Source organism: Pseudomonas sp. SMV7 (assembly GCF_052041995.1).
Taxonomy (GTDB): Bacteria; Pseudomonadota; Gammaproteobacteria; order Pseudomonadales; family Pseudomonadaceae; genus Aquipseudomonas.
The window spans coordinates 165535-175929 of sequence record NZ_JBKGGT010000001.1 but is presented as its reverse complement, the minus strand read 5'-3'; the positions used below and the strand labels follow the sequence as shown (position 1 = coordinate 175929).

Here is a 10395-nt window from a genome sequence, read left to right as displayed (position 1 = left end):
GACGAGGTGATGAAGTTCAGCGAGTTCAGACGATGGTTGAAGGCCCAAGGGGTGACCTTCGAAGCAGCTAAAGGCAGCCACTTCAAGATCACAGCCCCAAACGGCAAACAGACTGTCTTCGCGGACCACGGTGCTAAGGAAATGCCAGAACCGACCCGCAAGGCGATCATCAAGCAACTGGGGCTCTAAGAGCCCCCTTCGCCTATGAGCGCTGAACGCATCACCCTGAGGAGTGACCATGTACGACTATGCAATCCGCTTCGAAGAGGACGGCACCGCGCCAGGCGTTGCCGTTTTCTGCCGTGACCTGCCGGAACTGAACAGTTTTGGAGATGACCGCCAGCACGCCATCAGCGAGGCTGGCGATGCCATTGAGTCGGCGCTGTCGATCTATGTCGATCAGCGTCGCCCCATCCCGGACGCAACTCCGGCCGAAGATGGCGAGGTATCGATTCACTTGCCGGCAGTGACGGTCGCGAAGATCGCCCTTTGGAACGAGATGATGGCTCGCGGGATGCGAAAGGCCGATCTGTGCCGACTGCTGGGTGTATCCCAGACCCAGGGAGACCGCCTGGTCGACTTTCTCCACACCTCGAGGATGGAACAGCTGGAGAGCGCTCTTGCCGTCATGGGCAAAAGATTGTCGATTTCCGTTGAGGCTGCCTGAGCGCCATCAACCAACGAGGCCATTGATGGGCCTGTTTAGGCCCTCTTCCAGAAACAAAAAAGCCCGCACTTGGCGGGCAAGGGAGCTACGCAGAAAAGTTAAATCTGGTGGCTGTAGAATAGGGAGTACGACTCGATGCCGTCGTTCGGCTGCTTGATACCGGCGTTGGAGTAGTGAATCGCTCGGATACCAACCTTCTGAGTCTCACCGATTTTCAAGCCTGCGCCGATGCGGTCTTCGAAGTTGAAGGCCGAACCAAAGTCCTGGTCGCCTGCCGAGGTACCAGAGAAGACTGCAACGCCGATGCCCGCCTCAACGAATGGCTTCACATTACCGCTGCCGAACTCGTAAACGAAAACTGGCGCAAAGGACAGTGAATGAGCGCCGCCAGAGGCATCACCTGCTTCCCAGTAGGTGTAACCAGCATCCCAGTACCCGGTAAGACGGCCAGTGCTGCTTTCCAGCCAGCTCTTGTCCCAGTCAAAACCGATCCCAACGCGTGCAGTCATACCGCCCTGACTGGTAGCGCCGACGGCTCCAGAAAGCTCAGCGGCCTGAGCGGCAACACCCAAAAGAGAAAACACCGCTGCAGCGATGATTTTTTTCATAATCACGGAATCCCTGATGAATTTTACTTAGCAAGCTATGTGAATCAGATTGCCATCAATTCGTTCCATGGGTTCTGAAAAATTCTGAAAATATTTGAAGTCGTGAGAAGCGGGACTCTTGAGGGCCTCTTCGGGCAATAAAAAACCCGGCACGATGACCGGGTTCTGTTCGTCAATCCTCAACACATACAGGAATGACAGGATGAACAAATAATGTTGCATGGTTGCACAGGTGTCAAGCGGCATCAGCCATCAAAACGCCTTCCTGCTGAAGTATCTTGCCAGACGCGTCCAGCGCCTCTGCCACCATCTCGTCGAGCACCTTCTCGATTGCCTTCTTCCAGCGCCAGTAGGTGGTCCTGTTCAGGCCCTGCCCATCCCAGGTGTTGATGTCGTAGAACTCGGCCGGCAGCACGATCATGTCGGTGGAGCGCTTCACGTACTGCTCGCGGCGCGCCTGCCCTGCGTCCTCCGGCATCTCGCTGCCGGCCAGGTGCCTGGCCACGCCAGCGGTGAGCGAATCGAACTCAGCGCGCTCTCGGGTCGCCCGACTGGCCACCTCATGCCCCGACTGCGCCTGAACGCCTTTCACCGGCGGGATGGCCCAGGCGGTGACCGCCTTGTACCTGAACAAGTTCGGCGCCTGGGTAGCGATCAGCGGCACCAGCTTGCCGATCGCTTCCACCTTCTTGGCCTTATGGGTCGAGAACCTGGCCGTCAGCGCACTCCAGTGCCGGGGAATCAGCTTGCTGTGCAGGCGGGCGTGCACCCAGCAGTCCACCAGCATCGCCGCATCCTTGCCGGCGATCTCCCCATTCAGCTTCGAGGCTTGGACCTTCGGCTCGAAGTCGCCGCCACCTACGCCGCTCACGGTTTCTGCCGCAAGGGCACGAACTACCGCTGCCAAAACGCTCTGGTACTTCATGGCTTACCCCCTGCTCGCTTGTCCTCTTTCGTGATGAAGTCTTCGTAGCTGCGCTTGCGCCGTACCGCACCGGCCCAGGACAGCGCCCCGCCCGACACCACGATCAGCGCCGCCAAAATCAGAAATGCCCATGCTGGTGTCATGCTGCTGCCCTCCGTAGGTCTTTGAGTTTTTGCCTGTACAGGGCCTTGATGGCCTGCAGGTCTTCGATGGTCAGGCGCTGGGGCTTATGAGGCCCTTCGAGCCAATCAACCTGGTCGGCGCCGATGCGCTTCACCAACCGGATGCGGTACTCGACCGCGTTGCCCGACAGGTTGCGGTTGCACTTCACGCACTGCCGGTGGACGTTCAGCGGCTCGAAGCGCAGCTCCGGGCAGGCGCCGACCGACCGGTAATGGCCGGCATCCCAGCGGCTGCCGGTGATGAGGTCGTGGTCGCTCGGCAGCGAGTCGCAGCTGATGCACGGCAGGCCGGCGTCACGCTCGCGGATGTAGGCGTTGAACGCGGTCTGGGCCTCGGCCATGTGCTCTCGACGGGTCTTCAGCCTCTCCCGGCGCTCCTGCAGGTCCTGGCGGGCCTGCTTGGTGATGGCCTTGGCCGCGATCTTCTGCAGCTTCGGGTCCTTGGCCATGGCCTTGGCGCAGGCGATGCTGCACACCTTCTGCGTGGTCATGGACGGTTTGAAGGACTTGCCGCAGCCTGGTGCCTTGCACTTCTTCGGCTTGATCTCGGCTACGCGCATGGCTCGGCCTCCTTGGCTTTCTGATGCTCGGGCTCGAAGTCGCCGCGCAGGGGCATCAGGTGCACCGGCATCGCAAGGCACGCGCCGTAGGTATCCTGAATGCTCGACACCAGCCCTTCGCCGACGACGAGCCAGCATTCCCGGCCCGAAGCATTGCTCACGGGTCGGCCGTCTGCCGGATCTCGCCAAGCACTGACTTGGTTCGGCACCAAGAACTCAACGAGCTCGCATGTTTTGCCGATGTTCTCTGTGAAGCGGTGCGCCCCCACGATCAGTGCCAGGTCGCCAGGCTTCAATTGGTGTTTCATGCCGCCTCCTCGCTCAGCAGGTCACTGAACACCACACCCTGCGGCGCAAACTCGGCCACGATGCGGTCGGTGTACTGGCAGCCCTGGGCCCGGTCGAACAGCCGGGTGACCGGGAAGCCATCCGGCCCGAACATCGCGCACGGACCCATCAGACGAAGCTTCACCTCATACGGCAGGTGGATGAACGACTCCGCCCAACCGGTGCGGAACTCCTCGCAGCCCGCGCGCATGATCGGCACGCCGAAGTGCAGCTTGCAGTAGCGACGCACATCCTCGATGTCACCCATCTCGGTGCTCTTGGCGATCCGGTCGTACATCGCCCACCACAGGGCGTTCTGGTCCAGGGTACGGTCCTTGCCCGGGCGCATGGTGACCACGACGAACTTCTTCTCGCGGAACATACGGGTGAGCATGGTCACGGCCTCGGAGAGCTTGGCCTGGCTGTTGATGCTGATCTTCTCAGTCATGCCTCCACCTCCTGCAGCTGCTTTTCCGCGGCACGAACCCGAGCGGTGAGCTGGCTGATCTCGTCAAGCAGGCCAAGGGCGACCTCCTCAACCGTCGTCTCGCCGAGGAACTCGTCCAGGGCGTCCGTGTGGCGCTCGAGGGCATCACTGCCAGACCGCCAGGAGGCCACAACGGACCACAACAAGGGCTGCAGTTTTTTCTTGTCGACAGTCATACGCCCTCCCCGGCCGGCTGCCCGACGCGCTTGACGTTCAACTGAGCGACTGCGGCGCGTGTCTGCCGCTTGCGCAGGTAGGTTTCGATGCGGCGCCGTTGGTCTTCCTTCGCGCTCTCGCGGTCTTTCCTGGCCTTGGCCGCCTTGAGAATGCAACGCACCTCGGCGAGCTTTTCCCGGGTCTTGGCGCTGGCCTGCGGGCGCACTTCTCCGGTGAGCAGGCCGGCAATGGCCTCGCCGTCTTGGGTGACGGGCGAAATGCGCAGGTCAGCCAGGTACTTGGTCCCGGTTTCCTGCGTGATGAGCTGGGCGCGGACGGCGGATTCGATAGCCACCACTCGGCGCCCAGCGTCGTATCCCAGCGACACCTCCCACTTGGCCGGCTGGTCGTCGGCCCGGGCGAAGCTGACCAGGCGCTCGTAGGCGCTCATGAATGCCATCCGGGCGCCGACCTTGTCGCCGGCTTCAAGGATTGGCTCGGACGCGATCATCGCCTGGCGGATTTCAGTGGTGAGCACCACGGTCTCGTGCTCGTCACTGGCCGCCAGGGCGATCGACCACGCCTCATCCTTTCCGGGCCGGGTGTCTGCCGCGTGGATGTGCTTGAGAACCATGCCGAGCGAAAGGCGCCCAGCTGGTTCTCTCCGGCACGCACGCAGTGCGCCAATGATCACGCCAGGCTCATAGGCCGAAAGGTCCTCAGCGATCAACTCAGCTCCTCCAGCGCTGATCGCCTGCCCCATTGCCTCGGCAGTTGCGCAGATGGCCATGGCCAGCTCGGCTTGTTGGTCAGAGGAAAGCATTGCGCTTACCTCCCTGGCGGTTGCGGATTGCATCAGCGGCTTCCTGCGCCGCGTTGATGTTCGCCTGGGTTTGCTCCTGTTGGCGGGCAGTCGTGGCGTTCATCTGGCGGTTGGTCACCCACTGGGTGTGGTAGGCCTCGGCCTTGGCCAGCAGGTCGCCCAGGTTGTGGCAGCCGTTGATCAAGCGTGCGTCGTTGATCGTCAGAAAGTACGCGGCTACATGATGAGCGACATCGATGCCGAGACGGCTGATCAGCTGCCCAACCTGCCCGCCTGCTTTGGCATTCCAAACCGGCCATGCATGGTATCGCTTGCGGTAGGCCATGGCGTAATTCGCCCAGGCCTTGAACGTTTTGCAGGACTGGTCTTTCGGCCCTGGCATATCGGTCGGGATGTCGCAGCGCGGCTGCTGAGCCGTAAACGGAACCACGATACCCTCCGCGACCACGGCTTCAGCCTGGGTCGCAACTGGTTCAGTGACTGGTTCCTTTACTGATTCAAAAGAGTGACTGGTTCTGGGTGCAGCTCCTGCACTACCCCCTAGTGAATCTGCTGCACTAGGGGGTGAACCTGCTGCACTACCCTGGTGAATCTCCTGCACTACCCCCAGTGAATCTGCTGCACCACTCAATGTCAGGTAGTAGACGTTCGAGGAGTTACCCTTAGGGCCACCCTTGCGGATCTCTTTGCGCAACAGGCCGGCACCGCACAGGGTGTTGATGTGGTTCATGACCGAGCGCTTGCTGATCTCGCATTGATCGGCGATGTGCTGATACGACGGCCAGCATTCTCCCTGGTCGCTCGCGTTGTCGGCCAGCTTGATGAGCACCAGCTTGCGCAGCGGATTGCCGACCTTGGTCTTCATGGCCTTGACCATCAGTTCCATGCTCATGGCAACACCTTCGGCAGGACATGGCGACGGCCTTTCGAGTCGATTGGACTGACAACACCACCAGCCACCAGACGATCCATGAGGCGGCAGGCAGGGCCATAGCCAATCTTGAAATGCCTCTGCAGGGCGGAAATCGAGGCGCGCTGCGTCTCTCGTACAAATGCTTCAGCCAGCAATGCCTGGCCACGCTCCTCGTCGTCGAGACGCCTCATCAGCTCTGCAACTTCTGGACTAATATCGGAGACCTGCGCCGACTCGCGTGAGGCCCGCCAGGCCCATGCAGCAGCCTTGAGCATGTTGGCGGCATCATCATTGGCCGTTGCCGTCATCTCGCCGAAACCGAATTCTGCTCGGAACGCGGCCAGGAACTCGGATTTCATACCCTCTGGCATGTCGTGGATGCTCATGCTGCACCCCCGCTGTTCTTGTGGGCGTCGATGATTTGTCGAGCTGCACAAGTGACCTGCTCAATTGCCTCGCCTGGATTTCGTCCGGCGCGGACAAAGAGGTCCGCCACTTCATCGTCCGGGAGCTCGTGAATAACCAGCGAGGCATAATTCCCAAAGTTCGACATACCAGAGTCGGAAGGTGCGAAGAGCCAGCCTGAGTACCCATCGTCGAGGAAAATCCGATCAAGCAGGCGCGCGTAGGCCAGCGACTCCATCCATTTTTTCTGCTCTGCCAGATCGGGCACAGCCGCCTTTCTATGGCCGCCGAAGACAGAGGAAAGCATCTGCTCGGCTCTTTCGTCTTGGGCGCGCCTTGCTGCGTCGATGCTCGCTGGAGAATCTCCCTGAAAGCGGGTGTTAATCAGGGTAACCAGCTGGTCATAGTCCACACCCACGAACCATTCGCGGCCGTGCACTGCACTCCCCTGCTCCGCGCAGAACTTGATCAGTTCAGCCTCTGCATAGGTAGAGTCGATAAGGCGGCCAGACATCGTCGTCTTAACGAGCGTTGCGTTTCGCATGCCTGATGCGGTTGAGTGGGCAAGGATCCGGCATTCAGGGTTACGCCCACGGCCAACCTTGATCCAGCCGTCAGAGAACAGAAGGGCGTAAACCTTCCCCTCTCGAAAGCGCGCCACAGAATCGTGGTTGGCATTTTGTGGCGCGGGCCTCTGGAGGCCCTGTACATCTGGTGGGGGGATATGCATAATCGACTCCAGTCATATGCAGTTGAAAAGGCCGGGCCGCAATCCCGGCTTTTTTGTGCCCGCAATTCGGGCTTATCAGGGCCTGGTCAGGACCTGACGTGGAACGGCTTCACATTGCCTCTTGGGTTGCGAGGCTTCGTTCGGCTTGCCAGCTCTTTTCGGATCAGCTCTGCCGCGAGTTCTTCAGGGCTGACGCCCCGTCTTTTCGCTTCCTGCTCAAGCTGATTCGTCAATTCCTGGTCCAAGCCGATCTGTTCGATAGGCATGGGCCCCTCCTAAGGGCCTTCAGGCCACGTGCTGATCGCCGGTATTCTCCGAAGCCAAGGCAGCCAGCTGAGCCTCAAGCAGCTCACGGCAGAGCACAGCGCGCTGAGTGCGGTGGAACTTGGCCAGCGCCTGAATCAGTTCAAACGTGTCCTCATCGACCCGGACCTTGATCTCGCGGTCATGCAGGTGATTGCGGTTGGCGTACATGCGGGAGTAGCTCCTTGCAGTTGGAATTGGTTAAGCGGCGGAAAGCGACTGGCTGGGCTGGTTGTCCACCTGGTTCCACGGAAACGATGGGCAAAGATCTGCCCGCCCTACTGCTCCGTTGGTGAGCGCTTCGATCTGAAGCGCGCGCTTGGCTGGGACCGCGCGCTCTCCGGAACACCATTGGTTGACGGTCGGAGCCGCAACATTCAGCCGGCGCGCCAATTCCGCCTGGCTGCCCAGCACGCGGGATGCTTCTTTGGCTGCTTCTGCTGATTTCATGAGTTCTCTCCTGGAGATTTACCGATGAATATAAGGCATTACCTTATCTTCTACAAGTCATTGCCTAATCAGTGCCGTGATAGGCCTAATTAGGCAATGCTTACCGGACCGGAATTAGGCGCAGCCATTGAGGCCGCGCGGATCGCCAAGGGCGTATCGAAGAAACAACTCGCAGACGACTTCCAAGTGAAGCCTCCGTCGGTACAGGGCTGGGTAAAAAACGGCCGAATCGACAAGTCGAAGCTGATGGACGTCATCGCCTACTTCGCCAATGTTGTAGGCCCTGAGCATTGGGGGCTGCGCCCAGGCTTTACCTACGAGAGCCTGCCGGACGTCGCTTCAGTATCGGTTGAAGAGCCGGCGCCCACCTCGGCTGCGGATATGGTTCGCAACATGCTCGCCAAGCAGGGCAAAAACCTGCCAGAAAGTGCCCGCGCGCAGCTAATGGCAGCCGCCGAAGCTTCCGACCAGGGCAACGTAATCACCGTCGACTTCTCCCGCCCAGGGCTCGTCGGCGATGAGGTTCGGATTGCTCACTACGATGTGCGCGCGGCCATGGGCAACGGCCAGGCCACGCATGACTACCCGGAAATGCTCAAGGACATCCGCGTCAGCCCGAGCCATCTGCGTGAGCTGGGCGTTGAATTCGAAGAGCACTTCCATTTGAAGGTGGTCACCGGATGGGGCCAGTCGATGGAGCCCACAATCAAGCACCGCGACCCGTTGATCGTGAACGTCAACATCCGCGAATTCGTGGGCGACGGGATCTACCTCTTCGTCTGGGATGACCTGCTCTACATCAAGCGCCTGCAGGTGGCGGATGAGGAGCACTTCGAGATGATTTCGGACAACCCGCGGCATAAGGATCGGCTGATCCGCCGGGACATGACCTACATCCAAGCCCGCGTGCTACTAGTCTGGAATGCGCATCTAGTCTAGAGCTGGAGCGCTTGTCCAGTTGGTGAGATGGCCGTTGTTAGCCCGCCTAGCATCGATCAGATAGACGGGGCTTGCGAGGGCTTATTTTTTCACTATGTTGACGCCACATTGGCGCTACGCCGATCTAGATGCTAGGTAGTGATGTATGGGCAATTTAAGGTTACGCACATGGAAGCGCTGATTAATCCGGACATTCTTCGCTGGGCGCGCACGCGCGCTAGGCTGAGCACGGGATCTCTCGCCAAGAGCCTGGGTACGGCGGAGGACAACCTCATCGCTTGGGAGGAAGGTGCCAAGCGCCCTACCTTCAAACAGGCTATGAGCTATGCGCATTACACGCATGTCCCTTTCGGCTACCTCTACCTATCGTCGCCGCCAGAGGAAACGTTACCGCTGCCTGATCTCAGGACAATAAACGGTAGAGAGCCGAGCTACAGCCTTGCATTAAAAGACACTATTCGCTGGGCCATGGAGCGCCAGGAGTGGTATCGGGATTGGCTGAAACTGCAAGGCTACACAGAGAATAAACTCGTAGGGCGATTCGCTTTAGAGGATGGGGTAGGATCGGTCGTTGGCGACATCAGAAAATCGCTACAACTTCCTGAAATGCCGAAGCGCGGTAGTTTTGAAGAGTATTTCTCGAGCCTAGTGGCTAGAATTGAAGCGGCCGGGATACTAGTGATGCGAAACAGCATCGTCAACAATAACACAAGTAGACCCTTGTCCGTTGACGAATTTCGCGGCTTTGCCATTAGCGATACATTAGCGCCCGTTATCTTTATTAATACAGCGGATTGCCCCGAGGCTAGACTTTTCACTCTCGGGCACGAACTTGCTCATATCTGGATAGGCGAATCCGGGGTATCTGACGCAGAACCATCTAATCGACGTCGCGAAGAAGTATTCTGTAACGCAGTTGCTGCTGAGCTGCTTACTCCCGAGAAAGAGTTTCGAGCTCTCTGGCAGCCACACGAATCTTGGACTGATAACTTGCCCACGCTGACGAAAGCATTCCATGTTAGCGAATGGGTGGTGGCACGGCGCGCCCTGACCCTCAACTACATTAGTCAAGACCAATATAGTCAATTCATCGGAAAGAAAATCGCTGCTCATAAGGCTCGCAACAAAGACGGCGCCCCGCCGTACTCTAGGCTCCAAACTGGGCGAGTCAGCAAAAAGTTAGCTACTGCAGTGGCGAGTGAAGCTCTCAGCGGGCGTTTGCTGTTCAGGGATGCTGCCCGGCTTATTGGAATTAAGCCACATAAGATCTCTGAATACTCTAAGAAGGAACTTGGATTTTGAGCTATCTCCTTGACGCCAACTCTTATATACAGGCGAAAAATTTCCATTATCGCATGAAATTTTGCCCAGGCTTTTGGGACTGGCTTGATTCGTCTGCACAACACGGCAAGCTGTGTAGCATCTCCATGGTATATAAAGAACTTGCCGACTTCGGAGATGAATTATCTGATTGGGTCAAGAAACGGCAAGATCATTTTGAGGGGATCGACGATAGCGATACACAATCCGTTTTCGGCCTAATCGCTCAGCACGTCATGGATTTGAAACTTCCACCTGACGCTGAGAAAATTCGCTTTCTAGACGGCGCTGATCCTTGGCTCATCGCGAAAGCTTGTACTACCGGCAAGACAGTCGTCACCCACGAGGTCATTGCTCCAGATAACAGCAGGAAAATCAAAATCCCTAATATTTGCAAAGATTTCGGAGTAAGTTATATTAACTCCTTCGATTTACTTGATACGCTTAAGGCTCGTTTTGTAATGGAGCGGACTTAGGTATCTATTGTCCGTGCTCCATCGGACCAAGCCCGTCTCGGCAGATTTTGTATGCCTTCACGCTTTTTTCACGCCCCACCCGTCACAGTGAAGGCTCATCCGCTTCCCTACGTTAGCCCGCATA

19 protein-coding genes are annotated in these 10395 nt (G+C 58.5%); 5 read left to right on the top strand and 14 right to left on the bottom strand.

All coding sequences use genetic code 11. The annotated features are described in order from the left end of the window. Positions 1-9 precede the first annotated feature (9 nt). Both ACLEJP_RS00990 and ACLEJP_RS00985 read left to right on the top strand, forming a co-directional pair. Entirely contained in the window at positions 10-189 is a 180-nt protein-coding gene (locus tag ACLEJP_RS00990; protein ID WP_085598729.1) for a type II toxin-antitoxin system HicA family toxin, read from the top strand. Between the two features lie 49 nt (positions 190-238). Beyond that, entirely contained in the window at positions 239-667 is a 429-nt protein-coding gene (locus ACLEJP_RS00985; RefSeq protein WP_440803735.1) for a type II toxin-antitoxin system HicB family antitoxin, read from the top strand. Between the two features lie 98 nt (positions 668-765). Here ACLEJP_RS00985 and ACLEJP_RS00980 read toward each other — a convergent pair whose 3' ends face one another. From ACLEJP_RS00980 to ACLEJP_RS00915, 14 genes are all read right to left on the bottom strand, one after another. Continuing rightward, the gene (locus ACLEJP_RS00980; RefSeq protein ID WP_289131490.1) at positions 766-1275 is read right to left on the bottom strand and encodes an acyloxyacyl hydrolase; all 510 of its coding nucleotides are present in this window, start codon (positions 1273-1275) and stop codon (positions 766-768) included. Between the two features lie 235 nt (positions 1276-1510). Further along, the gene (locus ACLEJP_RS00975) at positions 1511-2200 is read right to left on the bottom strand and encodes a hypothetical protein (protein ID WP_440803733.1); all 690 of its coding nucleotides are present in this window, start codon (positions 2198-2200) and stop codon (positions 1511-1513) included. Further along, a complete protein-coding gene (locus ACLEJP_RS00970) occupies positions 2197-2343 on the bottom strand; it encodes a hypothetical protein (protein ID WP_440803731.1) in 147 nt (48 codons plus the stop codon). Before ACLEJP_RS00970 ends, ACLEJP_RS00975 begins: the two co-directional genes overlap by 4 nt. After that, the gene (locus tag ACLEJP_RS00965) at positions 2340-2942 is read right to left on the bottom strand and encodes a recombination protein NinG (RefSeq protein ID WP_440803729.1); all 603 of its coding nucleotides are present in this window, start codon (positions 2940-2942) and stop codon (positions 2340-2342) included. The genes ACLEJP_RS00970 and ACLEJP_RS00965 overlap by 4 nt, the downstream gene beginning before the upstream one ends. Beyond that, entirely contained in the window at positions 2933-3250 is a 318-nt protein-coding gene (locus ACLEJP_RS00960; RefSeq protein WP_440803727.1) for a hypothetical protein, read from the bottom strand. Before ACLEJP_RS00960 ends, ACLEJP_RS00965 begins: the two co-directional genes overlap by 10 nt. Then, entirely contained in the window at positions 3247-3717 is a 471-nt protein-coding gene (locus ACLEJP_RS00955; RefSeq protein ID WP_440803724.1) for a hypothetical protein, read from the bottom strand. The genes ACLEJP_RS00960 and ACLEJP_RS00955 overlap by 4 nt, the downstream gene beginning before the upstream one ends. Next, complete coding sequence (locus tag ACLEJP_RS00950) at positions 3714-3932, bottom strand: hypothetical protein (protein ID WP_440803722.1); 219 nt, start codon at positions 3930-3932, stop codon at positions 3714-3716. Before ACLEJP_RS00950 ends, ACLEJP_RS00955 begins: the two co-directional genes overlap by 4 nt. Next, complete coding sequence (locus ACLEJP_RS00945) at positions 3929-4735, bottom strand: hypothetical protein (protein WP_440803719.1); 807 nt, start codon at positions 4733-4735, stop codon at positions 3929-3931. Before ACLEJP_RS00945 ends, ACLEJP_RS00950 begins: the two co-directional genes overlap by 4 nt. Beyond that, positions 4722-5627 carry a helix-turn-helix domain-containing protein gene (locus ACLEJP_RS00940; protein WP_440803717.1) on the bottom strand — a complete coding sequence of 302 codons (906 nt, stop codon included), beginning with the start codon at positions 5625-5627 and terminating at the stop codon, positions 4722-4724. Before ACLEJP_RS00940 ends, ACLEJP_RS00945 begins: the two co-directional genes overlap by 14 nt. After that, a complete protein-coding gene (locus ACLEJP_RS00935; protein ID WP_440803714.1) occupies positions 5624-6034 on the bottom strand; it encodes a DNA translocase FtsK in 411 nt (136 codons plus the stop codon). Before ACLEJP_RS00935 ends, ACLEJP_RS00940 begins: the two co-directional genes overlap by 4 nt. Beyond that, positions 6031-6783, bottom strand: coding sequence for a hypothetical protein (locus tag ACLEJP_RS00930; RefSeq protein WP_440803712.1), 753 nt, complete (start codon positions 6781-6783; stop codon positions 6031-6033). Before ACLEJP_RS00930 ends, ACLEJP_RS00935 begins: the two co-directional genes overlap by 4 nt. Positions 6784-6869: 86 nt before the next feature. Then, the gene (locus tag ACLEJP_RS00925) at positions 6870-7049 is read right to left on the bottom strand and encodes a hypothetical protein (RefSeq protein ID WP_274093845.1); all 180 of its coding nucleotides are present in this window, start codon (positions 7047-7049) and stop codon (positions 6870-6872) included. 19 nt (positions 7050-7068) lie between these two features. Continuing rightward, positions 7069-7257 carry a hypothetical protein gene (locus ACLEJP_RS00920; RefSeq protein ID WP_027907665.1) on the bottom strand — a complete coding sequence of 63 codons (189 nt, stop codon included), beginning with the start codon at positions 7255-7257 and terminating at the stop codon, positions 7069-7071. A gap of 30 nt (positions 7258-7287) precedes the next feature. Continuing rightward, complete coding sequence (locus tag ACLEJP_RS00915) at positions 7288-7536, bottom strand: transcriptional regulator (protein ID WP_440803709.1); 249 nt, start codon at positions 7534-7536, stop codon at positions 7288-7290. A gap of 96 nt (positions 7537-7632) precedes the next feature. On the opposite strand from ACLEJP_RS00915, the gene ACLEJP_RS00910 reads away from it, so the two are divergent. The 3 genes from ACLEJP_RS00910 (at position 7633) to ACLEJP_RS00900 (ending at position 10271) form a co-directional block, all read left to right on the top strand. Beyond that, a complete protein-coding gene (locus tag ACLEJP_RS00910; RefSeq protein ID WP_440803707.1) occupies positions 7633-8475 on the top strand; it encodes a S24 family peptidase in 843 nt (280 codons plus the stop codon). A gap of 168 nt (positions 8476-8643) precedes the next feature. Beyond that, positions 8644-9777, top strand: coding sequence for an XRE family transcriptional regulator (locus ACLEJP_RS00905; RefSeq protein ID WP_440803704.1), 1134 nt, complete (start codon positions 8644-8646; stop codon positions 9775-9777). Next, on the top strand, positions 9774-10271 hold the full coding sequence (locus ACLEJP_RS00900; RefSeq protein WP_440803701.1) for a DUF4411 family protein: 498 nt from the start codon (positions 9774-9776) through the stop codon (positions 10269-10271). The genes ACLEJP_RS00905 and ACLEJP_RS00900 overlap by 4 nt, the downstream gene beginning before the upstream one ends. Positions 10272-10395 lie beyond the last annotated feature (124 nt).